Origin of the sequence: Bacillus sp. 522_BSPC (genome assembly GCF_001076885.1) — a bacterium.
GTDB lineage: Bacteria > Bacillota > Bacilli > Bacillales > Cytobacillaceae > Niallia > Niallia hominis.
This window is the reverse complement of sequence record NZ_JVDT01000133.1, coordinates 1-24,939: the sequence shown is the minus strand read 5'-3', so window position 1 is coordinate 24,939 and position 24,939 is coordinate 1. Positions and strand designations below refer to the sequence as shown.

The 24,939-nt window shown below is 36.1% G+C and carries 20 protein-coding genes; 14 read left to right on the top strand and 6 right to left on the bottom strand.

The window, feature by feature from the left end:
- Positions 1-349 precede the first annotated feature (349 nt).
- A complete protein-coding gene (locus ADJ83_RS10425; protein ID WP_048717475.1) occupies positions 350-1,696 on the bottom strand; it encodes an ISLre2 family transposase in 1,347 nt (448 codons plus the stop codon).
- A gap of 336 nt (positions 1,697-2,032) precedes the next feature.
- Between ADJ83_RS10425 and ADJ83_RS10420 the strand changes: the two genes are divergently transcribed.
- From ADJ83_RS10420 to ADJ83_RS10405, 4 genes are all read left to right on the top strand, one after another.
- Positions 2,033-2,791, top strand: a complete 759-nt coding sequence (locus tag ADJ83_RS10420; protein ID WP_048717748.1) for a hypothetical protein — start codon at positions 2,033-2,035, stop codon at positions 2,789-2,791.
- Entirely contained in the window at positions 2,788-3,240 is a 453-nt protein-coding gene (locus ADJ83_RS10415) for a hypothetical protein (protein ID WP_048717747.1), read from the top strand. Before ADJ83_RS10420 ends, ADJ83_RS10415 begins: the two co-directional genes overlap by 4 nt.
- Before the next feature lie 237 nt (positions 3,241-3,477).
- Positions 3,478-4,917 (top strand): NAD(P)-binding domain-containing protein, encoded by a 1,440-nt coding sequence (locus ADJ83_RS10410; RefSeq protein ID WP_048717746.1) that lies wholly within the window; start codon positions 3,478-3,480, stop codon positions 4,915-4,917.
- Positions 4,918-5,133: 216 nt separating this feature from the next.
- On the top strand, positions 5,134-7,053 hold the full coding sequence (locus tag ADJ83_RS10405; protein WP_414630338.1) for a catalase: 1,920 nt from the start codon (positions 5,134-5,136) through the stop codon (positions 7,051-7,053).
- Positions 7,054-7,262: 209 nt separating this feature from the next.
- Here ADJ83_RS10405 and ADJ83_RS10400 read toward each other — a convergent pair whose 3' ends face one another.
- Positions 7,263-8,066: a helix-turn-helix domain-containing protein gene (locus ADJ83_RS10400; protein WP_048717744.1), complete on the bottom strand. Its 804-nt coding sequence runs from the start codon at positions 8,064-8,066 to the stop codon at positions 7,263-7,265.
- A gap of 132 nt (positions 8,067-8,198) precedes the next feature.
- Here ADJ83_RS10400 and ADJ83_RS10395 point away from each other — a divergent pair, with 132 nt between their 5' ends.
- From ADJ83_RS10395 to ADJ83_RS10385, 3 genes are read left to right on the top strand one after another with little or no spacing between them, the layout of a single operon-like run.
- A complete protein-coding gene (locus ADJ83_RS10395; RefSeq protein WP_048717743.1) occupies positions 8,199-9,359 on the top strand; it encodes a Gfo/Idh/MocA family protein in 1,161 nt (386 codons plus the stop codon).
- A gap of 30 nt (positions 9,360-9,389) precedes the next feature.
- Positions 9,390-10,127 carry a ThuA domain-containing protein gene (locus ADJ83_RS10390; protein ID WP_031539175.1) on the top strand — a complete coding sequence of 246 codons (738 nt, stop codon included), beginning with the start codon at positions 9,390-9,392 and terminating at the stop codon, positions 10,125-10,127.
- Positions 10,128-10,187: 60 nt separating this feature from the next.
- Positions 10,188-11,282, top strand: coding sequence for a Gfo/Idh/MocA family protein (locus ADJ83_RS10385; protein ID WP_048717742.1), 1,095 nt, complete (start codon positions 10,188-10,190; stop codon positions 11,280-11,282).
- A 70-nt stretch (positions 11,283-11,352) separates the two neighbouring features.
- Here ADJ83_RS10385 and ADJ83_RS10380 read toward each other — a convergent pair whose 3' ends face one another.
- Complete coding sequence (locus ADJ83_RS10380) at positions 11,353-11,934, bottom strand: NAD(P)H-dependent oxidoreductase (protein WP_048717741.1); 582 nt, start codon at positions 11,932-11,934, stop codon at positions 11,353-11,355.
- A 111-nt stretch (positions 11,935-12,045) separates the two neighbouring features.
- Here ADJ83_RS10380 and ADJ83_RS10375 point away from each other — a divergent pair, with 111 nt between their 5' ends.
- The 4 genes from ADJ83_RS10375 to ADJ83_RS10360 all read left to right on the top strand — a co-directional run bounded on the left by ADJ83_RS10375 (position 12,046) and on the right by ADJ83_RS10360 (position 15,454).
- Positions 12,046-12,486: a MarR family winged helix-turn-helix transcriptional regulator gene (locus ADJ83_RS10375; protein ID WP_239687076.1), complete on the top strand. Its 441-nt coding sequence runs from the start codon at positions 12,046-12,048 to the stop codon at positions 12,484-12,486.
- 21 nt (positions 12,487-12,507) lie between these two features.
- Positions 12,508-13,170, top strand: a complete 663-nt coding sequence (locus ADJ83_RS10370; protein ID WP_048717739.1) for an SIMPL domain-containing protein — start codon at positions 12,508-12,510, stop codon at positions 13,168-13,170.
- 274 nt (positions 13,171-13,444) lie between these two features.
- Entirely contained in the window at positions 13,445-14,428 is a 984-nt protein-coding gene (gene guaC / locus ADJ83_RS10365; protein WP_048717738.1) for a GMP reductase, read from the top strand.
- A 186-nt stretch (positions 14,429-14,614) separates the two neighbouring features.
- Positions 14,615-15,454 carry a hypothetical protein gene (locus ADJ83_RS10360; protein WP_048717737.1) on the top strand — a complete coding sequence of 280 codons (840 nt, stop codon included), beginning with the start codon at positions 14,615-14,617 and terminating at the stop codon, positions 15,452-15,454.
- Positions 15,455-15,644: 190 nt separating this feature from the next.
- Here ADJ83_RS10360 and ADJ83_RS10355 read toward each other — a convergent pair whose 3' ends face one another.
- Positions 15,645-17,642 (bottom strand): carbohydrate-binding domain-containing protein, encoded by a 1,998-nt coding sequence (locus ADJ83_RS10355; RefSeq protein ID WP_048717736.1) that lies wholly within the window; start codon positions 17,640-17,642, stop codon positions 15,645-15,647.
- 242 nt (positions 17,643-17,884) lie between these two features.
- Between ADJ83_RS10355 and ADJ83_RS10350 the strand changes: the two genes are divergently transcribed.
- The 3 genes from ADJ83_RS10350 (at position 17,885) to ADJ83_RS10340 (ending at position 20,729) form a co-directional block, all read left to right on the top strand.
- A complete protein-coding gene (locus ADJ83_RS10350) occupies positions 17,885-18,583 on the top strand; it encodes a polyphosphate polymerase domain-containing protein (RefSeq protein WP_048717735.1) in 699 nt (232 codons plus the stop codon).
- A gap of 30 nt (positions 18,584-18,613) precedes the next feature.
- Positions 18,614-19,297, top strand: coding sequence for a DUF4956 domain-containing protein (locus tag ADJ83_RS10345; RefSeq protein WP_048717734.1), 684 nt, complete (start codon positions 18,614-18,616; stop codon positions 19,295-19,297).
- A gap of 289 nt (positions 19,298-19,586) precedes the next feature.
- Positions 19,587-20,729 carry a SpoIIE family protein phosphatase gene (locus ADJ83_RS10340; protein ID WP_031539161.1) on the top strand — a complete coding sequence of 381 codons (1,143 nt, stop codon included), beginning with the start codon at positions 19,587-19,589 and terminating at the stop codon, positions 20,727-20,729.
- 100 nt (positions 20,730-20,829) lie between these two features.
- On the opposite strand, the gene ADJ83_RS10335 is transcribed toward ADJ83_RS10340, so the two are convergent.
- Entirely contained in the window at positions 20,830-21,687 is an 858-nt protein-coding gene (locus ADJ83_RS10335) for a CheR family methyltransferase (RefSeq protein ID WP_048717733.1), read from the bottom strand.
- Between the two features lie 13 nt (positions 21,688-21,700).
- Positions 21,701-24,484, bottom strand: a complete 2,784-nt coding sequence (locus ADJ83_RS10330; RefSeq protein ID WP_048717732.1) for an ATP-binding protein — start codon at positions 24,482-24,484, stop codon at positions 21,701-21,703.
- Positions 24,485-24,939 lie beyond the last annotated feature (455 nt).

Genomic DNA, 24,939 nt, shown 5'->3' with positions numbered 1-24,939 from the left:
GTTTGAGTCAAGTATTTGTGGGAGAAATTTTTTATCGTCGGAATTTCTCTCTTTTTCAGTGTGTTTGCTATCTCTATTGTTAACGCTTTCTATACTTACTCTATTTATAGTCAGGCTGTTTTCGTAAAATTTTTTGGGATCAATAGACCGTTCCTTTCCGCTACAGGCACTTGCTTTCCGCGGGGAGGAAGTCGAGCCTCCTCGCCGTTCCGGCTGTGGGGTCTCGACCTTTCCTCTATGTCCCGCAGGAGTCAAGTGCCTTTCGCTCCAATCCACTCTGCGTTTTCTATGTTGTTAAAATCCATAACCTTTTAGAATACAGTTTACAGTTAAACGTCGACAATCCTTTTTAAAATCCTTGTAATGCTTTTAACGCATGATATAGTGGCTTTCCTGTTGTTTGACTCAAATAGGCAATGTTTTGTCTTGTTGCCTGTCCTGCTGTTTTGGTTAGTTTTTCACGGTAGTATTTTGGTTTTATATGATTTGATTCCTTCTCTTCCAATCGTTTCGTCATTGTTCCGATCAGTGTTTTAATATCTAATCCATCTTTTAAGCCAACCATGAATCGAATAAATGCATCTATTCCTTTTTCACTCCATGCCCTTCCGTTTTTCAGACGCTTGGCAAACACACTCATGGTTCCTTCTGCGCTGCCCATCGGACGCATATCACTCGTATCTATTCCTTGTTCCTGTAACCAAATTCTATAGTCTCCAAGTGCCTCGGGATATGGAGAAAGCTGGTTAATTAATGCTTCTAATCGTTCTTCTTTTTTCTCTGTATCCAGGGTCGCCACTGCACTATTTAACTCTACTAATAATCCCTCTCCATCATACTTAGCTAGCTTTTTTCGTATCGCTTTATATCTAGGATGTTCTTTAAAAATACGTTGGATTTCTCGAGCTACGTGGAATCTGTCTATCGTGAAAAAAGCTTTCTTTTGAAAATACTCTCTGCACGCAGTTATCCAACTAGCTCCGTCCCCATTGATAGCTAAAAGATGAGTAGTTGGATCGTAATGATACGTATCCATTAAAAATTGTTCTAACTCTTCCCAGAAAGGTGCTTCTGCTTTATGAATAAAATGCCGTTTTCCCACAAGACTGGCTCTCTTTCCATTCATAGACCAACCTTCATGGATAGCTGCGATCTTTTCTTCTCGTCCGCGCTTCTTACCACCTTGCCGTTTAATAAATAAGCCATCTACTTCGATAAATAATACCTTTCTTTTTGGTTCGATTGGCAAGCTCGGTACAACTTCTGTTTGTAATAAATGTTGACGAATCGCTTCATGACTAGCTACAGAGTATCCAAGTAATTTTTCTAACGTAGAAGATGCATGTCTGTATGATGGCCCAGTAACCGCCAATTCCATCGCCATTTCTTCCACAACTGGACTAAATCCTTTACCGCCCTCAAACTGTAAATATTGATCTAATAAATAGACATATTTGTTGCCGATACGATCCCAATAGTAATTTCGCTTAATTGAAACAGATCCAAATAAGGTGTCCATCTGAATCGCTCTCTTATCTTTGAGTTGATATCTTCCTTTATCTCGTTGTTCAGCTATTTCTCTGTCATACCCAGTTAACAGCTCCTCGAGAACTTCCGAAAAAGTTTCCTGTAATGTTTTAAATAAATCACTTTCTATTTCTTTTAATGTAGGTAGTTTTATGGTATTTTGTTTCATAGGGACTTTCTCCTTTTGTATGTTTTGTCCGCAAACACTACTATACAAAAAGAAAGTCCCTTTTTCTTTATTTTTGCTCATACTACCGCGCTTGCGTTTGGTTGGCGGTCTAACGACCACCAACCAAACCAGAGGGTAAATTATTTTCTACCCACAAACATTTTACTCATACAATGAAAGCCTCTTCAATAGAATATAAATGAACAGGCTATTTTCTTTCCTGTTATATAATTTGTAATTATTACCATTCATATCCAATGTTTACAATTGGTGAATAAGATTAACTTTTTTTCATAACCTATATGCATATTCCAAATTTAGTAAGTAGGTATACAAATGAACGAAACAATAACCTTTCCAAAAGCAAAATACAGTACAGCCGGTATTACCTATATTATGTATCACAAACCCTGTGTTGTCGCTTGGTGGTCTGCTGTATTTCCCGGGTTTGGACATTATCTGCTTAATCAATATGCACGAGGAACATTACTGACAATTTTAGAAGTGATCATTAATACAGGTGCACATATTAACGAAGCAATGATTTTTTCCTTTTGCGGGGAAGTTGAGCTAGCTAAATCTGTAATCAATTTAGATTGGATGATTGGCTATATCGCCATTTATCTAGTAACAATAGGGGATAGCTATCGTTCGGCAAACCAATTTAATAAACTGGTTGATTTATCTACTCCCCATTTATCGAATGCAAAGATATTTCCATCAGAAATACAATACTTACAAATGAGAAATCCTTTGATTAGCGCTTTATACTCTCTCCTATTTCCTGGATTAGGGCAGCTATATAATCATAGATTATTTTTAGGATTTTACGCTATTTTTTGGTGGTGGACGTATATTTTACTTTCACATGCACATAGGGCACTAACATTAATGATGCTTGGCGAATTTGCTTCTTCCAATACCATGTTAGTCCCACATTGGTTGTTATTTATGCCCTCCGTTCTTGGCGGGTCCGTTTACCATGCATATATTACTTGCGTTCACCATAATATTCTTGTTCAAGAATCACAAGAAGAACGCTTAATTAATCGATATGCTGGTTCTAAATTTAGTTTACGAGGTACAAAAGGATGATCATAGTCGGAACTTTTCAGCCATCCATTGAAATCGAACATGCACTTGCAGAAATTGAACAATATGGAATTCCTCCAGAAGAGATGATGGTTCTTTATATGAATGAATTCCCACCTATACGTAATAAAAAAAAATTAACAATTGATATCCATGTTTCTTCCTTTGAAATTGGAATTGCATTTGCGACAGGGTTATCAGTCATAGGCGCAAGCATTGGCTTTAAATTAATTTTAGGACCCATTTTCAGCGGCCTTCTTGCTGCCTTTATCGGTTTTGCCTTCGGATATAGTATCTATTATTTTTCCCATCGAAAGAAAAATAACTCCATGCATAAAAGCTTACCAGAAATTATTTTAATCATCCAAAGCCCAAAAGAATTTGCTCCATCCATTAAACAAATACTCTGGAAGCATAAAGCAAAGAGTGTTGGCATGAGAAAAAGAATGTAACTAGCCGAATACTAACAAAAGCCAAAAATCTTATGGAGAATAGGTTTTAGGCTTTTGTTAGTATTCGTTTTTTTCTATTCTACAATCCTTTTAAACGAATCATCTAAAACTTTTTAGAAAATTTAGATATATTATACATACAATAAACAAATGAACATGTTAATATATTGGCAAGACATACTAATGTGAGGAAAGTTCACATTATTTTTCATTTGCAAGGGGGAGGAAATCACCAATATGAGCTTAGAAGCCTTAAATAACCGAGTACAAACAGATCTTGCTTACCTTAATTATGGGGGACCAAATTGGGTTCGTCCAAAAATTCATTCAGAGGGACATGTTTTCGATGTTGTCATCGTTGGTGGAGGACAATCTGGATTAGGAATTGCATTCGGACTTTTACGAGAAAGAGTTTCAAACATTCTTGTAATCGATGAAAACAAGGAAGGTCTTGAAGGACCGTGGGAAACCTATGCACGTATGGTCACCTTACGCACTCCTAAACATTTAACCTCCATCGATCTTGGAATCCCTTCTCTTACATTTCGTTCTTGGTGGGAAGCACAATTTGGTGTGGAAGGATGGGAGAAAGTCGATAAAATTCCACGTGGCGATTGGATGAATTATCTAAGATGGTATAGAGAAATCCTTCAATTACCTGTTCATAATGAAGTAAAACTTACTTTAATTGAACCATTAGAAAAAGGATTACATCGTCTTCATACTCAAAAAAAAGGCGCTATCTCTTCTTCTATACTAGCTCGAAAGGTAATTCTTGCAACCGGCATCCAAGGAGGAGGAGAGTGGCATGTCCCACCAATGATTTCCAATAACCTCCCCTCTTATTTATATGCTCATACCTCCGCGCCAATTAATTTTAATTCCTTACAAGGGAAAAAAGTAGCTATTCTAGGGGGTGGGGCATCAGCTTTTGATAATGCTAATTTTGCTTTATCAAAAGGGATATCTGAAGCACATGTGTTTGTTCGTCGCAAAAAAATGCAGCGCATTAATCCAATTAGACAAATGGAAGTGTCTGGAATGATTGAACATTTCCCTGCTTTATCAGATGAAGATAAATATGCAGGCATTGCCCACTTCTTTCAGCATAATCAACCACCTACGAACGATACTTTTAACCGAGCATCTTCCTGGTCAGGATTTCATCTTCACCTTGACTCACCGTGGGTAAAAGTCGCAGAAAAAGGAGATAAAGCAGAAATAACTACTCCAAAAGGGACCTATCTCTTTGATTTCTTATTCATTAGCACAGGGTTAATGACAGACCCTAAACTACGTCCAGAATTACGCTTAATTGAAAGGCATATTGCCCGTTGGAAAGACCGATATGATGCCCCAGAAGAAATAGCTTCTCCAACGCTTGATGCACATCCTTATTTAAGCCTTGGTTTTTCTTTTATTAGCAGAGACAAAAAAGGTGAAGCGTTGCTCCATGGCATATACTCTTTTAATTATGCTGCTTTAATTAGCTGTGGATTATCGGCATCGGCGCTATCTGGAATGAGATATGGTATACCTCGCATTGTTTCAGCTGTAACCGATGAATTATTTGTGGACGATAAAGAGGCTAACTTAAAAGACTTTTTCGAATACGATGTGGAAGAGTTCACTGGCGAATGGCCTGTTAATCAAGAAGACCCTTCAGAAATAGTTTAATAGAAAAGGCTAAAACTGATTTGTATACAGTCTTAGCCTTTTTTTTGCATGTTTTAAATAAGATAAGTTGGGTATAAATAACAATATTGATTATTAATTGATACATATTATCATTTGGGAGGTATGGAAGTGGAAAATAAAAAAACGGAGCAATTAAAGAAATACACCATTGATAATGAACAAAAAGCTGGCTTAACGACCAACCAAGGATTAAAAATGGCAGAGGATGAGTTCTCATTAAAAGCCGGCTTACGAGGACCTACTCTAATGGAGGACTTTCACTTTAGGGAAAAAATGACTCATTTTGACCATGAAAGAATTCCTGAGCGAATAGTTCATGCACGTGGAGTAGGAGCTCATGGTGTTTTTCAATTATACGAATCCCTTGAACAATACACCAAAGCAGATTTCCTAAATGATACAAGTAAAACCACGCCTGTTTTCGTCCGATTTTCTACGGTTCAGGGCTCTAGAGGTTCTAGTGATACAGTTCGAGATGTGCGCGGGTTTGCTGTTAAGTTTTATACCGATGAAGGTAATTATGATTTAGTTGGGAATAATATTCCTATATTCTTCATCCAAGATGCCATTAAATTTCCTGATTTTGTTCACGCAGTAAAGCCTGAGCCTCATAATGAAATTCCACAAGGAGCTAGTGCGCATGATACCTTTTGGGATTTCGCTGGGCAAAATCATGAAATAGCTCATATGGTTATGTGGGTGATGAGTGATCGGGCAATCCCCCGCAGCCTCCGTATGATGGAGGGCTTTGGTGTGCACACCTTCCGCCTTATTAATAAAGAAGGAAAGGCTCATTTTGTTAAGTTTCATTGGAAACCAAAGCTCGGCATTCATTCACAGGTTTGGGATGAAGCACAAAAGTCAGCAGGAAAAAATCCTGACTTCCATCGCCAAGATTTATATGAAGCAATTGAAAAAGGTGATTACCCAGAATGGGAATTAGGCTTACAAATCATTCCTGAAGAAGACGAATTTGCATTTGATTTTGACATCTTAGATCCTACTAAAATATGGCCAGAAGAAGCGGTTCCTGTCAAAATTGTTGGAAAGATGACCTTAAATAAAAATGTTGATAATTTCTTTGCGGAAACAGAGCAAGTCGCATTTCATCCTGGACATGTAGTCCCGGGAATAGACTTTTCCAACGATCCATTACTACAGGGGCGTCTATTCTCCTATACCGATACACAATTATCCAGACTTGGCGGACCTAACTTCCACCAAATTCCTATAAATAAGCCTATCTGTCCTTTTCACAATAATCAAAGAGATGGTATGCATCAAATGGCTATTCATCATGGACAAACGAGCTACCATAATAATTCATTAAATAATAACCAGCCAGAACCTGTACCTGTTGAAGATGGGGGTTATCAGCATTATCAGGAAAAGATAGATGGTATAAAAATAAGAGGGCGTAGTGAAAGCTTCCTTGATTTCTATTCCCAAGCCAAATTATTTTATAATAGCCTAGCGCCATTTGAGCAGCAACATGTGAAGGATGCCTTTAGCTTTGAACTTGGAAAATGCAAATCAGAGACAGTTAAAAATAACGCTGTAGCGCTTCTAAATCGAATTGATCGCAGCATTGCTGAAGAAGTAGCTAAGAATATTGGAGCAGTATTACCTGATGAAAATTTAGAGGTCAATTCATCGAAAAAGTCTCCTGCTTTAAGCATGGCAAATACCATAAAAAAACCAGACACCCGTTGTGTAGCCATCCTGTTAAACGGGGACCCAGATAAAGTACAATTACGTCAATGGGTCCAAACATTGGCAGCAAATAACGTCAATTTTAGTATCGTTGATAAAACGATGCGCACAATTGATGGAGATTTAAAAGTGACGGATACGTATGATACAGCGGATGCCAGTCTTTTTGATGCTGCAATTCTTATTGGCACTAGCAATAAACTAGAGAATAAGGCGATTGAATTTATTGAAATGACTTTTAACCATTATAAGCCTTTAGGTATTTTCATTGGCGAGCCTAAAGCACTAGAAAAAAGCCGTATTACATGGAATGCACCAGGTATATTTGATTTAACGAAGGATTCCATTAATCGCTTTATTACAGGAGTAGCAGAAGCCCGCTTTTGGAATAGATCTGTCTAAATATAATTGGAACATGTATCAAAGACAAAGATAAACTCGAACAATCATGCGAAAGAAAAAATTTCGGATGATTGTTTGAGTTTTTTATTAGCGTTAAAAACACAATGAACGGATATATATTTACACCTTGGCTTTATTTAATAGCAAGATTACGTCTTTATAGATATCGATTTGGTTGTATCCCATCCCTTTTTTCTCGCTATCAGAAGTCAATATGTATGGAAAGGATACATATCCATAAACGACCGTGGGTGGTTTTCTCGATACTCCTTTGGTGTACAAAGTTTTATCTTCACAAAGTTACGATTAAAGGACCGTATACTTTCATAACCACAAAGAAAAGCTATCTCAGATATATTATGTTCTGAATAGATTAATAGATAACATGCATAGTTTACTCTCGTCTCATTTAAAAAATCTACAAAAGACATATTAACATTATGATTAAAGTACTTCGAAAGATAATTATAATTGTAACCTAAATTACCAGCGATACTTTTTAAAGTTATCGATTCTGTAAAATGTGCCTGAATAAACGTTAACAATTTATGAAGCAACTCTTGATCTTGTTTTTCGCCTTTAATTAAGCTAGTTTGCCCCATTAGCTCTGATAATAATAAATAGAGACAAGCTTTTTGTTCTAGTAGATTAGAGCTATCTTTGAAAAGCGTTCTAGAAACAAGTGAATCCGCTTCCAAAGATAGGTTAAAAATTGGATTTTCAAGTGAACCATTTTCTATCATTTTGTGAAATGTCGGGACATAGTCAGGGGAAAAAATACAAATTTTTGCATGTGACTGAGATTTTGTAATAAACGAGTGAATTTCATAAGGTAATATTAGTAAAAATTGTCCAGTACTCAAATGGTAACTTTTTTGACTAATAATAACTTCCATTTCCCCCTCCATGAGGAATAATAATTCGAAGCAGCGATGGAGATGGCTTGGAAAGTTTAAATTTAATGTATGATAGTTTGCTATTAAGTTAAAATGGTGTGCTTCATATATTATCATCCGCAAAACATCCTCAGTAAAGAATAAATTTTGTCTAGGATTATATAAGTTTTTACTTGTTGTGTCAAACCTATAAGTGATAGATTTATCGATAATAAAGTAATCTAAATGGACAACAAAAGGAGATACGCTATGGAAAAACTTAGAATTGGAATGGTTGGCTATAAATTTATGGGAAAAGCACACAGTCATGCTTACCGAGATCTCCCTCTCTTTTTTCCAAATACCGTTCATCCTGTGATGAAGGTTATTTGCGGGCGTGATCAAAAAGGTGTAGCACTTGCAGCCAAACAATTCGGCTGGGAGGAATATACGACAGACTGGAAGAGCCTCTTAGAAAGAGATGACATTGATTTAATTGATATTAACGCACCTAGTAATGTCCATAAAGAAATAACCATTGCCGCAGCAACTGCTGGCAAACATGTATTTTGTGAAAAACCGTTAGCGCTTACATTAAAAGACTCAAGAGAAATGCTTGATTTAGTTGAATCGGCTGGAATCAAACATATGGTTGGATTTAACTATCGCTTTGCACCGGCCGTTATGCTGGCTAAAAAGCTAATTGACGAGGGACGGTTGGGCGATATCTATCATTACCGTGCCTGGTATTTACAAGATTGGCTTGTGGACCCAAACTTTCCTTTAGCTTGGAGACTCCAAAAAGAAATTGCTGGTTCAGGTTCTCACGGAGACCTTGGGGCTCATCTTATCGATCTGTCGCACTATCTAATCGGCGATATAACAGAAGTTATTGGGATGAATGAAACATTTATTAAGGAACGACCCATTCCTTCACAGATGACGGGCTTATCAGCAAAAGGGAGTGATAGTGATAAAAAAGGGGAAGTGACCGTTGATGATGCTACCCTATTTATGGCTCGTTTTGCTAACGGTGCTTTAGGGAGCTTTGAGTCCACACGTTTTGCTGCAGGCCATCGCTGTACAAATTCCTTTGAAATCAATGGCAGTAAAGGAAGTGTCATCTTCGACTTTGAACGTATGAATGAGCTACAGGTTTATTTCACAGATGATAAGGAGGACGTACAAGGATTTCGGCGCGTATTAGCAACAGACCCTTCTCATGCTTTTGCAGAAAACTGGTGGCCTCCAGGACATACGATAGGCTATGAACATACATTTATTCACGAGATAGTGGAGCTTATGGAGTCTTTCCGTGAAGATCGACAGCCTGTTCCCAACTTCCGAGATGGCGTAGAGTGCCAAGAAGTTTTAGAAGCGGTTGACTTATCGATTGAAAACCGACAATGGGTCCGAATATCTGACGTTTAATCAAAATATCATGAAGGAGTTGCATGTACCATGAAAAAGAATGCATTGATTGTTTGGGGAGGCTGGGATGGTCATCAGCCTGAGCAGGTAGCAGAAATTTTTAAAGGAATTCTTGAAGAAGAGAACTTTCAAGTAGAGGTATCTAATTCACTAGACTCCTATGCAGATAAAGAAAAATTAAAAACCTTGGATTTAATCGTCCCCCACTGGACAATGGGTCAAATTGAACAACAATATGTTTTAAATATTTCGGAGGCAGTTGCAGCAGGTGTTGGGTTAGCTGGGTGCCATGGTGGTATGTGTGACTCTTTTCGTAATAATGTCGACTGGCAATTTATGACAGGTGGCAATTGGGTTGCCCATCCTGGAAATGATGGGGTGGAATATACGGTCAACATCAAACATTCTTCTAGCCCCCTTTTAGAAGGCATGTCTGATTTTAAAGTTGCTAGTGAACAATACTACCTTCATTACGATCCAGCTGTTGAAGTATTAGCTACTACACGCTTCCCGATTGTTCATGGTCCTCACGCCGCGAATAAAGCGGTAGACATGCCTGTAGTATGGACTAAACGTTGGGGGCTTGGAAATGTATTTTATAATTCATTAGGCCATCAAGCAAATATCATCGCTCTGCCGGAAGTTTCGCTCATTATGCGCCGTGGATTCTTGTGGGCATCTGAAGGGAAAAGACGAACTGAAAAATCGAATGAAGCTTCCATTTATGAAAATGTACGGAACTATACAGGTATGGGAGACAGTCAATAAAGGGAGATCATCAAAATAAAAATTATCGAAAGCTAAACATAATCTACCGGAGGGTTTCTTATGAGAAAACTTAAAATTGGCATTATCGGTTGCGGGAATATTAGTTCTATTTATATGGAAAACTGTCCGAAGTTTCCCCACCTTGAGCTTGTCGCCTGTGCAGATTTAGATGTCCAACGTGCTCAACTTCAAGCTGAAAAGTTCGGTATTCCAAATGCTTATTCCGTTGAAGAACTGCTTTCTGATCCTGAGATTGAACTAGTCATCAACTTAACCATTCCAAAAGCACATGCCTCTGTCACCATCCAAGCACTTGAAGCAGGTAAGCATGTTTATACGGAAAAACCACTTGCTGTTACACGAGAGGAAGGTAAGCGAATTTTAGAAACAGCGAAGAAGCATAATCTTCTCGTTGGCAGTGCACCTGACACTTTCTTGGGAGCTGGAATTCAAACTGCTATCCATCTGATTGAACAAGGGGAAATAGGAATACCAATTGGTGCATCTGCCTTCATGATCGGTCGTGGCCATGAACATTGGCATCCAGACCCTGCCTTTTATTATGATATTGGAGGCGGACCAATGTTCGATATGGGGCCCTATTACTTAACAGCCTTAGTGGCTCTATTGGGACCGATTAAACGAATTTCTGGTTCGGCGCGGATTAGTTATCAAGAAAGAACGATACTCAGCGCACCAAAGGCTGGTACTAAAATGAAAGTATCCATCCCTACGCATATCTCAGGAGTAATAGATTTTGCTTCAGGTGTAATTGGAAGTATTACAACAAGCTTTGATGCCTTTGGCGGTAGCACATTGCCTCCTATTGAAATTTACGGAAGCGAAGGAACGCTACTTGTTCCTGACCCTAATACGTTTGATGGTCCTGTAAAATTAAGAAAACGTGATGAACAGGAATTTAAAGAAGTGCCTCTTGCATACGGGTATAACGAAAACAATAGAGGGCTTGGCGTTGCTGATATGGCCAAGGCAATTCTCGAAGGTGGAAACTATCGAGCAAATAGCGAATTAGCCTATCATGTTTTAGAAGCGATGTATGGTTTCCAGGATTCCTCCGATAGCGATAAACATTATATAATGGAAAGTACATGTGAGCGTCCTGAATCACTATCTTTAGAAAGAAAGAATTCATAATTTGCCTAAAACAATATCAAAGGAATCTCTCTCTTTGGCTAGGGGGTTCCTTTGATTAGGAAAGAATCTTTCAAGCACATATTCCTCTAAAATAGCGATAAATCTTATCTATTTTTTTCGCTTGCCCTGTTCCTTCCATGCTTCCAAATTCAAAAAATTTCACTTTTTTAATTCCTACAAAGCGAAATACTGCCTTTTTCATTAAAACCTTATGAACATTATGCAAAAAGAAAAAGGGGTACATTCCAGGTCCCTTCATAGTAGAAATACAGATGACTGACTTTCCTTTTAAGAGCCCCTTTGTGGTATATTTTCCAGTTTCTTCATAAGCAAAATGAGCAGATAATACTTGATCAAAGTATCCTAGTAACATGGCTGGTGGTCTTCCCCACCAAATAGGATAAAGAAAAACGATTTTATCCGCCCATAATAACTGATCTCTATGCTTTGAAAAAGCTGGGATCTTATACATATGACGCCTTTTTACTTTTTCATCAAAAAATAAAATGGGATTAAAATTTTCTTCATATAAATCTAAAAGCTGTATATTCTTTATAGAACTGTTTTCCATACTGCCATTCAAAACACTTTTTAAAAACGCTCCATTTAAACTTTTCTGATTGGGATGTGAAAAAACAATCAATAAATTCATAAGAATCCCCCTCTTTTTAGTTATCATTTGATAACTATATTACCATTTCATCTTTTTGTTATCAATTGATAATTGTTTATTGATAACTTTTTATGCTATCTTACCTATGAGGTGATTCTTTTGGATGAAAGACAATTTTTTCAGAAATTCATTACATTTACAGCATCTGTTCATCAACTAAAGCACGCTTTAACGAATGATCTAAGACCAACTAATTTAACTCCGATTCAGTATAATATCCTTGAATATATTTCGATCAATGAGCCAGCGATTCCAAGTGATATTAGTTCATGTCATCAAATGTCATTGCCTAATACTAGCCGAGAATTGAAAAACTTAATGGAAAAAAACTTAATTAATAAATTCACAGATGAAAAAGACCGCAGAAAGCAGTATATAGTGCTATCAGATGAAGGAAAAGAGGTAATGAATCTCGTATTTCATGAAGTAGAACAAATATTAAAAAAAAGAATAGACACTCTTTCAGGTGAACAATTGCAGGAAATAGCAACTGCCATGGAATTATTACAAAATAAGGTGTTTTATAAATAAACAATACAGAGGTGAATAATAATGTACCCTTCCTCTCCCCTTTTTCACACAAATGTTCCGTTAAAAAGAAGCTTAACAGTGTTTGGAAATAGCATGTTGTCCATTGAACCGACTATTTGCAAAATTATTCTTGGCATTAATACGGAGTCCAAAAATGTAACAACTGCCCAGAAAGAAAATGCTACCAAACATCAACAAGTTATTTCGTCCATTTTAGGTTTAGGTATTCCTTCCTCCAATATTCAAACCGTTGACTATACTATTCTCCCTCAATATGACTATGTGGAGAATAAACAAGTCTTCAAAAGCTATAAAGTAACCCACCTGCTATCTATCCTTGTAGAAACGATTCAACTTGCAGGAAACGTTATTGACACAGCCGTTCAAAATGGCGCAAACCAAGTTACCAGTATTCAATTTGATGTAAGTAATCGTTCGGAATATTATGAGCAAGCACTTCAAAAAGCGGTTAAAGATTCTCTTTCAAAAGCAATGGCCATTGCTGAAACCCTCCGTGTAACGATAGATCCGATTCCGGTAAAAATACATGAAATTCTATCTGATTCTAGCAATCCTATCCCACTTGCAAAAATGTCGTTTGGTCAGGTAGGAGGAATTGCTACTAATCTAGAACCAGGACAGTTACTTATAGAAGCGAAGATTGAAGCGAAATTCTCCTACTAAGCCACTTTCTATATCCTTTCAAATTATCTTTGCTATGACTTGTTGAGAAGTTAATCTAACATTCTCCTTTCAAAATAAGGGAGTTCCTTGAGTACAGGAATCTTCCTTATTTACAAAATATTTTTTACCCTCTCCAAAATGATAGCGCTTCATTAAAAACATCTCATTAAATGAAAAATCTTTGACATCCTGGCAAAAATAATGTAAAGTACCTAATGGTCGAACATTTTTAGATAACAGCGACCTTAATATTCGTATTTAGGAGTGTATTTTAATGGATAACGTGTTTGATTACGAAGATATACAATTAATTCCGGCTAAGTGTATTGTTGATAGCCGTTCAGAATGCGATACAACTGTAACATTAGGTGGCCATACATTTAAGCTTCCTGTAGTGCCTGCAAATATGCAAACTATTATTGACGAAAAAATCGCTGTATATTTAGCGGAAAATGGATATTTCTATATTATGCATCGTTTCCAGCCAGAAACACGCGAGACCTTTATCCGTGATATGCAATCTCGTGAGTTAATTGCCTCTATCAGTGTTGGTGTGAAAGCAGAAGAATATGACTTTATATTACAATTAGCAGAAGAAAATTTGGTTCCCGAATTTATTACGATTGATATTGCACATGGTCACTCAAATGCTGTTATCGCAATGATTAAACATATCAAAAAGCATTTACCGAATAGCTTTGTTATTGCTGGTAACGTTGGAACTCCTGAAGCAGTAAGAGAACTTGAGCATGCAGGTGCAGATGCTACAAAAGTAGGAATTGGACCTGGTAAAGTATGTATCACAAAAATTAAAACAGGTTTTGGAACTGGTGGTTGGCAGTTAGCTGCATTGCGCTGGTGTGCAAAAGCTGCGAGCAAGCCAATTATTGCAGATGGTGGTATTCGTACACATGGTGATATCGCAAAATCGGTTCGTTTTGGAGCAACAATGGTAATGGTCGGTTCGTTATTTGCTGGCCACGAAGAGTCTCCAGGAGAAACATTTGAAAAAGACGGAAAGCTCTATAAAGAGTATTTCGGTTCTGCTTCCGAGTTTCAAAAAGGAGAAAAGAAAAACGTCGAAGGTAAAAAAATGTATGTAGAGCATAAAGGCTCTTTACAAGATACATTAACAGAAATGGAACAAGATCTTCAGTCTTCTATCTCCTATGCAGGCGGTAAAAAATTAGATTCTATTCGTAATGTAGATTATGTAATTGTTAAAAATTCTATCTTTAATGGCGATAAAGTATATTAATTTAAAAGTTACACGAAGGATGCCCTACCAATTTTGTAGAGCATCCTTCATTTGTACGAAAGGAGATAACTAGAAAAATAGTGACATACTCCTATTATATAGGTATAATAGAGACAACCTCTTAGAACTCCCTCCTTCTTATTATCAGAAATTTCAAATAAAAACACGAAAGGTTGATTGTATTACATGAAGAACTTTTCCTTCCACACAAACCACCGCCAGAGAACAAAATCCCCAGAAACAACATTTAAACTCATTCCCCTTACCAACACACAAAGCAGAAGCGAAATACTAAAGAAAATTGAAATCTGTTCTCAATTTAATATGCGCTACTGCGGCCTATTTGAATATTATGGCGACGATTTAATTGCTTATAAGAAAGAAAAGCCTACTGATTTTTTTCGAAATGAGTTTTTACGAACGTTCTCGAGTTATCTAACTGACTATCTAGAAGACAACATGCCGACCTCTTGGAATAAATGTAAAAAATCCTTTATTGATTTACTTCTTTATATTCATCTACCTAACACTATAAAAATCTCCAAAGAAAGCAACAGCATCCAACACTTTATCTCCGAATTTAGAAAGTTTTCCATATGGCTAGATCACAAAGAAAATACAACCTGGACAAAGCTGTTAGCTCCTTATGAAGAATCCATCAATGAGTTACTGTTATGCGAGGAATTGTTGAATAGTTTATATCTCCAGATGTATCCTCAGTTTTTTGAATCCAATTGGGATTACGAAAAAGACTTAACAAGGGTTAGCCAGATCTTTGAGAAATGTAAGGACATAGAGGACAGCTTCTTTCAAATAATAAATATGGAGGGAAACACTGTTTTTCTATCCAATATTCATACAAATAAACAATTTCAGATAAATAATCTTCCTATTACCAAGCGGTTTCTTGGTATCATTCTTCATGGTTCCATTGGGCGCATAGAGGGGAATACAACCTGGTCATTGCTACTGGCAGCAGGGTTATATCCAAAAAAAGCGAAGCGATATTTATCCTATATGGAGTAATGAAAGGGAGCAAATTGGGTAGCAAAAAGACTGTGAAATCAACAAAAATTCAACTAAATAAGCCTTTTTAAAACAAAAAAGCCAAACAATCAACGAAACTTTCGTTTGATTGTTTGGCTTTATCTTTGGCTTGGAACCTTATGTCTAAGCAGCTTTTTTTAATCCGGCTATCATTTTCAGTAAAAATTACTTACTGGGAACTATTAGTGGAAGAATTATTCTCCTGTCTCTCATTCTCATTACCAGAAGGAGGAGCTTCTCCTCGATTTCCTTCAAAATCACCACTTGGTGGATTTCCACCTTGTCCTCCTCCTCTGCCGCCACCTGGTCCACCCATATTATTACTAGGTGCCTCTGTAATGCCAGATTCATCGACGTAGGTTACTATGTCAGAAATAGTAAATTCTACAAGTTCTGTTCCTTTTTCATAGGTCCCTGTAGCTAAACCATTACTGTTCACTTCTGTGCTACTACCACCAGAATACAATACATAAGTACTATCCTCTGTAATCTTCGGTGAGCTAATCACAACCGTTTGGTAATCCTTGCTTGGTTGTACTGTTACAATAGCATTCCCATCACTATCCTCTAAATGAACAATAGTGCCAGCTTTTTGCGTTTCCGAATAGGTCATCATAATTGAGTTTTGCTTAGATGTATCAGATGTTGTTTGTGCCATCCCCGAACTTCCTAGCGCTACTAGTGTTCCTTCACTTATCTCTAGGCTTCCATCATAGTCTAGGGCTCCATTTCCATCATTTGTTGGACCATTAACAATAGTCGTACCGCCTGTGACTACTATTGATCCATTTGCATCCAATCCATCTCCATCTGCATTTACGTAAATGCTTCCTCCATTGATAGTTAATAGTGCATTTCCTGCAGATTCCATTCCCATTTCTCCACCAGGAGTAGCACTTTCACTACTTCCATCACTTACATTAATTCCGTCATCTGCTGTTACAACAGATATATCTCCATCATTAATAGTGACTGTTTTTCCTTCTATTCCCTCATAACTTTTATTAACTTGAATTGTTCCACCAGCAATTACGAGCTTATTCTCTGTATGAATCCCATCATCACCAGTAAGAATAGTAAAATCACCATCCATAATCGTAATATTCGTGTCACTATGCACTGCATCATCTAATGTATCTATTTCGAATGTTCCACCACCAATAGCGATTTCCTTATTTGCTTTTAAACCTTTCGTACTCGGTGTATCCTCCTCTTCTGTCTCTTCAGCTGCGCTATCTCCCCAAGGTTGTCCTCCCATCATTTCCTCTCTTACTTCAATAGTCTCTGGACTTCCTCCACCTGCTGTAATGGTGAAATTGCCATCTGCCACATAGAGAGAAGACTCAGCTTGTATACCATCTGTTCCAGCCTTTATATTAAATATTCCATCTTCAATGGCAATAATACCTTTTGTATCATTTGTATTCGTTGATTTAATACCGTCTCCACCTGCATTAATTTCAAACGTTCCACTCTTTATTGCAACTAAATCTCTGCCCAATATGGCATCATCTACTGCTGTTATTTTTATCGTTCCTTCCATAATTCGCAAATCATCTTTACTTCCAATTCCATTATCATAATTTCCTACTACTTCCAAAGTACCTGTCCCATTTATTGTTAAGTCATCCTTGCTAAAGATTGCTGCATTGGGCTCGCCAGATCCATCATCTTCGGTATAAGTTTCTGCATCAGACACAACATTTTCAGTTTCCTCTGCAAGCGTAATAATCGTATCCTCTGCTTCTTTTACAAAAATAGCTGAAGACTCACTATTATGAATGTCTACTCCATTTAAAACTAATTGAACCTCTCCTGTATCCGGTGCGTCAACTACTATCTGCCCGTCAGCTAAATCACCACTTAAAACATATACTCCGCCAGACCTTATGGTAACAGTTGATCCAGATGTCATTATTGCAGCCGATTCATCGTAAGAAATTTTGTCCCCATCTAAAGTAATATAAGTAGGATTTTCTTCTTCCCAATTCGTTAGATAATCCTCCTCCTCAAAACTTATATTTTCACTAATATATGCACTCACATCCATTTCACTAAGTGAGCTATCGTTACTATTTTGGGAGTTATCGCTGTCCTTACTACATGCAAATAAAAGCAAGGTACATGCAATAGGCAAGACTAACTTTTTCATTTTACTTTTTTTCATTACTATGTCTCCTTTCTTTCACCATGCCTTCATTATGAGTGCACAACCTTAACAATTCCTTTAGAATCTCGTTTTTTATTTTTCTTTCCATCTTTAGAGAAAAAAAAGTCTCATCTTTCCTCTCCTGCATCTACTTTTACAGTATTTTTACAAAAAATTAATACCTTCTTAAAAATCTTAAGGATAGATTAAGGTTTATAAATGATAATGTGTCCAAGCAGTTAACAGAAAGGAGAATCAAAATGGAAGCACAAAAACTAAACGGCTTAAATGGCCGAACCGAACTAAAACATGAATTAAATCAAATAGATTGTTATTTATTAAGAAATAAATTAAAGCATGTGATGGAAGTTGACCCCCATGCTACTAATAATGGGAAGTATCTAATTAGAAGTGTTTACTTCGATAATATTGAAAACAAGGCACTTATTCAAAAAAAAGAAGGACTTCTTAACCGAGATAAATTTCGAGTAAGATTGTATGACTATAATACAAACCTCTTAAATTTAGAAAAAAAAAGCAAACGTAATAATTTGACCTATAAAGATAAATGTAGAATTACAGCAGAAGAATATGAAAAAATCCGCATTGGAGATATTAAGTGGATGGAAAATGACCATCGCGAATTGGTCAAAGAACTATTCATTCAGATGAGTTTATATCAATTAAAGCCACATACAGTGGTTGATTACGAACGGGAAGTATTTATCTATCGTTATGGAAATGTCCGGGTCACCTTTGATAGCTCCATTAAAACAAGTTTCCGAAATAATGATGTACTGAACAAGGATTTACCTATGGTTGAAACCAACCCAGATATCACCATTTTAGAGATTAAATACGATGAATTTTTGCCTGAAATAATCAAAAATCTTCTTCAATTAAGTGATAGAAGAAAAGGAACTTATTCTAAATATCAAATCAGCAGAATGTATGGATAAATTTATATAAATTCAAGGAGGAACAAAAAAATGAGTAATATTAGCTTCGAAGATATTTTCAAATCAAGTATTTTAGAAAAAACGAGTAACTTTTCCGTAATTGATTCTTTAATAGGGCTGTTAGTAGCCTTTGGCGTCGGTTTATTTATCTATTATGTTTATAAAAAAACTTTCTCAGGTGTCATCTATTCCCACACCTTTAATATTTCTCTAATTATTATATCAATGGCAACTGCCTTAATCATTATCGGGATATCATCCAATGTTCTATTATCACTTGGTATGGTTGGTGCCTTATCGATTGTACGCTTTAGAACTCCTATTAAAGATCCTATGGACTTAGTTTATTTATTCTGGGCAATTGTTACAGGAATACTTTGTGGAGCAGGCTTTATTATCCTAGTTATATTAGGTGCTATCCTAATTGGTTTAGTTCTTATTCTGTTTACTAACCGAATCAAAATTGAAAATCCTTATTTATTAGTTGTTAAATATACAAATGAAGCGTTAGAAGATTCATTAACAAAAACTATTTCAACTCATGCTAAAAAATTCTCCATTAAATCAAAATCAATTATGCCTGGAAACGATTTTGAAGTAACATACGAAATTCGTGTGAAAGAGAATAACTCTACCTTTATTAATACTATTTCTAAACTTGATGGCGTGAAATCAGCCATTATGCTTAGCTATGATGGAAATTTCACTGCATAACGAATAAGGATTTTACGTAATGCTGATTCCAATCATACACATTCATTTCATAGGCTAAGCATATTCCCATTGGTTTTAAAAAAAACAGCTTATAAAAGAAAAAACATCCAATCTAAGAGAACTCTTATGTTGCGATGTTTTTTTCTTTTCCATTCTATAATACTTATAATTATTATTATCCAATAAATATCTGTATAATTATAGTTATATACACTTGATGGTTTTAAATAAAATAAGGTATACATAATTTATTTCTTAACATCATAATAGACAAGGAGTTATAAGAATTATGACTATTCTTTTAGTAGATGACAATACTGTCAATCTATTTGTAATGGAAAAAATACTAAAAAACGCTGGGTACGATGATTGTGTTTCTCTCTCTTCAGCCCAGGAATTATTTCATTATTTACAACTTGATGCTCCGCTTTCGACAGGGAATAGTGTGGATTTAATATTGCTCGATATTATGATGCCAGAAATCGATGGCATTGAAGCTTGTAAACGCATTAAAAAGATGGAACACCTCAAGGATATTCAGATTATCTTTGTAACAGCATTAGAAGACAAGAATAAGCTCGCGGAAGCCTTGGATATTGGTGGTGTAGATTATATTACAAAACCTCTAAACAAAATCGAACTCCTCGCAAGAATACGCGTTGCTCTACGGTTAAAGGCAGAGCTTGATTGGCATACTCAACACGAAAAAAAAATTCAGTATGAATTAGACTTAGCAACACATGTACAAAGAAGTCTTTTAAGTGCCCCTTTAGAAGATGAACATATGCATATTGAAGTTTCTTATTTGCCTTCCTTTAATCTTGCAGGTGATATGTATTATTGGCATAAAATTAATGATCACAAATATGCAATTATTTTATTAGATATGATGGGACATGGAATATCCGCTTCTTTAGTGTGCATGTTTATCTCTTCTGTCCTGAGAGAATCAGTTAAACAATTAGTGAAGCCAGATCTTGTTATCAAAGAATTAAATCGCTATATGACCTTATTAAAAAATGAAAAAGAAGGTCTTCCATTCTACTTTACGGCAATCTATTTAGTAATAGATACAGAGAAGAAAACAGTGGAATATGTCAATGCTGGTCATCCTTATGGATATATGCTTATGGATGAAAAGGAAGTAGTTGCATTAGAACAAGGTACTTGCGCAGTAGGATTTTTCGATGAAATGGAAATTAATACTAAAGAAGTTACCTTTGAAAAAGATGTACAAATCATCCTTTATACGGATGGTGTCTTAGAAGCAATGGGACCTTGTGAATTTGAAGCCGAAAAGAAAATCCAAGCAATTTCCTCCAAAAGATGGGAACATACCAGCTCCGTAATGGATCACCTTCTAACAAAAGAGCAACAGTCTAATCAGCCAGATGACATGTGTGTATTAATGATCCAAGCAAAAGGCAAATAATTAACACTTTACTTATTTCTTTAATGAGTACATAGTAAATAAAAAGGATTTCTCCTAAAGAGAAATCCTTTTTATTGTTTTAGAAGAGCTCCTATAGTTCTTAGTAGATTTTCTGATAAAGTCTTTCTCCACCAGCAAGCTCTCTATATTTTGGCATTACATCAACAAAGCTTAATGTCTCTTTATCTCCTAAACCAATAAAGCCATCTTTACTTAAACTTTCATAAAATAGATGATGCACCTGGTTTTGGAGCATGGGATTAAAATAAATGAGTACATTTCTACAAATAATGACATGAAATTCATTAAAAGATTGGTCTGTTACTAAATTATGTTGGGCAAATATAATATTTTTCAATAGATCAGAATGAAAATAAGCATATTGATGGTCTGTTTTATAATATTCCGAGAACGCATTTGTTCCTCCTGCAAGCATATAATTCTTAGTATATGCTTGCATTTTATGTATAGGAAATACCCCTTTGCTTGCCTTTTGCAGTACATTTTCATTCATATCTGTTGCATATATAACTGCCTTTTCCTTTAGCCCCTCTTCTTCCAATAAAATAGCCATCGAAAAAACTTCTTCCCCTGTAGCACATCCCGCATGCCATATCCGGATTTCATCATACTTTCGTAAATGTGGGATTACTTGCTCTCTAAATGCACGGAAAAAGCTTGGATTCCTAAACATTTCCGTTACATTGATAGAAAAATCATTTAAAAGCTGTTCCAGGAAAACCTCTTCATGAATCACTCGTTCAAGTAGTCGTGTAATCGTAGGAATATTATCCATTTTCATTCTATAGTAGATCCTGCGTGTAATAGAAGACCGGTTATATTGACGAAAATCAAAACCTGATAATCGAAATATCCCTTCAAGCAGCAGATCCACTTCTATATCTGCATGATCTGGATTATCTACCTCGTGTTCGTTATTCAGGAATGGATTATTCATAACCGCCTCCTCCTTACTTAACTAGCCATACTCTTAGAACAGAATATAATTGATCTAAATCTAGTGGTTTACTAATATAATCTGATGCGCCTGCTTCGAGACATTTCTCGCGATCGTTTTTCATTGCTTTAGCAGTCAATGCAATAATAGGTATTTCGGTCAAGTTCATTGTTTGACGAATAATAGTCATTGTTTCATAACCATTCATATTTGGCATCATAATATCCATTAGAATCACATCTAAGTCAGGTGTTTCTTCAATAATTCCTAACGATTCTTTTCCATTGTGTGCAACAAGGACGTCCATCCCTATTTTTTCAAGGGTTGTTTTAAGAGCAAATATATTGCGGTTATCATCATCAACAATCAATACTTTTTTCCCTTTAAATACATCATCATGCTTGTCACTAGACAACATGATTTCCGCCTTTCTTTCTTCCTCATGTCTCTGTTCTTCTTTATCTATTTCAAATCGAGCCTCTTGCTTTTTCACTTCCATTGTAGCTGCAACATTTATATCACTAATATTGAGCTTTGCATCAACTATTCCATTAGGAAGACTTGGAATCGTTAAGGTAAATGTACTTCCTTTTCCTTCTGAGCTCTTCAAGGAAATCCATCCACCTAGTAATCTAGCAAATTCTCTACAAATAGATAGTCCTAGACCAGTACCACCATATTTACGTACAGTGGCACCATCTGCCTGCTGGAATGTTTCAAAGATTAATTTATGTTTATCTCTCGGAATGCCAATACCGGTATCCGAAACCGAAATTTCCAGCCATTCTCTGCTTAATTCTTTCATGCTTCGACTTATCTGATGCTTTTTCTTAATATTTAAAGAAACGGATCCACTTTCCGTAAACTTAAAGGCATTGGATAATAGATTTTTTATAATTTGTTGGAATCTCTTTTCATCTGTATACATAATATCTTTCAGCGTTTCCTGCTTATGTATAATAAATTCTACATCCTTCTGCTTTGCAATAGGGGCAAAACTTCTCTCCAATTGTGAAGTAATATCATTAATACTTACCTCACTAAAATGAACATCGAGCTTTCCTGCCTCAACTTTTGAAAGATCAAGAATATCATTTATAAGCGAAAGGAGATCTTTACCAGAAGAATGAATGACATTCGCAAACTCCATCTCCTCTGCCGACAGATGATTAGCGTCATTTTCTGCAAGCATTTCCGAAAGAATTAGAATACTATTTAATGGCGTTCTTAATTCATGGGACATATTTGCTAAAAACTCTGATTTATAATTAGAATTTTGAATGACCAATTCGGTTTTCTCTTCCAATTCCTCTTTTGCTTTTTCTAAATCTTTTGTCTTCGCTTCCGCTTCTCTTGTTCGATCTTCTAGTTGCTCATTTGTAGCCATCAGTTCTTCTTTTTGCATTTGCAACTCTTCAGACTGTGATTGTAATTCCTCTGACTGTGTTTGTAGTTCTTCAGATTGTACCTGTAGCTCTTCGGTCATGGCTCTAGATTCGTTTAATAAGCGAACAATTTCCATTCTACCCATAATACTATTAATCGTTACTCCAAATGATTCTACTATACCAACAATCAAATCTTGCTGTAGCTTTGTAAATTCACTCATCGTCGCAAGCTCCAAGACAGCAATAACGTCTCCCTCAAACATAACGGGTACAATTATAATGCTTCTTGGTGAAACATCCCCTAAACCGGTTGCGATTAAACGGTAATCATTAGGTATTTCCTTATAGTGAATCATGCGCTGTTCTTTTGCACTTTGACCAATTAGCCCTTCTCCTAATTGAAAAGTGTCTCTGCCAATCGCATCGCCTGATTCTGCGAACGTTGCGGCCTTTACATACATTTCTTTCTTTTGTTGTGCATCCTTTACATAAAATGCTCCAAAACTAGCATTTGTTTTTTTAGCCAATTCTGTAATAAATGTATTGGACAAAGCTTCAATAGAAGCAAGCCCTTGAAATTTCATCACAATATCGGCGACATTAGACTGTAGCCATTCTCTCTGCTCTACATTATCAAGAAGCAGATTAGTCGCTACAGCAAGCTCTTTTATTTCATCATTCGTTCGCACATGTATGCGTGTATTAATGATGCCTTTAGATGCTGCAATCGTACCAATAGTGCCTGTCACTTCTTTAATCGTTCTAACAATGGATTTAGAAATTTGACTAGCAATAATAATCGCAACAAGGGAAATCAAAACTAATGCACCAAATAGACCAATGGTTACAGTATTATTTTGGGCATCTAATTTTGCTGCTTGCTTAGCAGATGCAGTCTTTTCTGTATCTCTGAGTGAATTAAACTTCTCTGTAATATCATTTATATACTCTCGACCAGAATCTGACTCAAAAAAAGCATTTAGAGCATCTAGATTATTCTGTTCTTTGTATTGGATGGTTGGCTCGCCTGCTGTGTTAATCCAATTTTCAATATTATCTTTTATTTCTAATAAATTTTCCTGCTGTGCAGGTTTATCTTTCATTAACTGATAAAGTTCATCAAATTGCGCTTCCCAGTTTTCCTTCCCATCGTTATACGGAATTAAGTAGCTTTGGTTACCTGTTATTATAAATCCACGCTGACCTGTTTCCATATCTAAAACACTTTTTTCAATGGAAGCAGTTAATTCCTGTATGCGAGAATCATAATTAATAATCGAGTTACGTTCCTCTTGCAAGGATCGAATTTGATTATTGAGCAAAATTACCGACACAAGTAAACAAAGTATAATAACAATGTAGCCAAGGATAATTTTGGAGCGAATTCCGAACTTGAATTTCGATTCCATTTTAATTACCTTCCTTAAATTAGTTTCTATTTTAATAGTATAGTATTTATGATAAAAATGAAAAGGAAATTCGCTCTATTTTCTTCCATTATTTATAGTGTAAATGACTTTTGCTTTTGACTCAAACCATCTATTTTAATAAAACTTCTAATCAACAAATAAATACTTGATTAATCGTAGGAAAGAGGCTGGGACATAAGCATTTCAACTAATAATAGACACGAACTTTTATATAGTTATAATATACATAAAAGTTCGTGTTTATCATTTGGGAAAAAGGTTTAAAAACGAATTGAAATAGAGCGGAGGACGCTCGACTCCTGCGGGAAATAGAGGAAAGGCTGAGACCCCGTAGCGCAATGGAACGACTTAGTTTTTACACTTGATATATTTAAAAACATAGATAACCAACATGAGAAAGTAGCTTTATTTAAGAGCTAAATTAGAGATTGTTC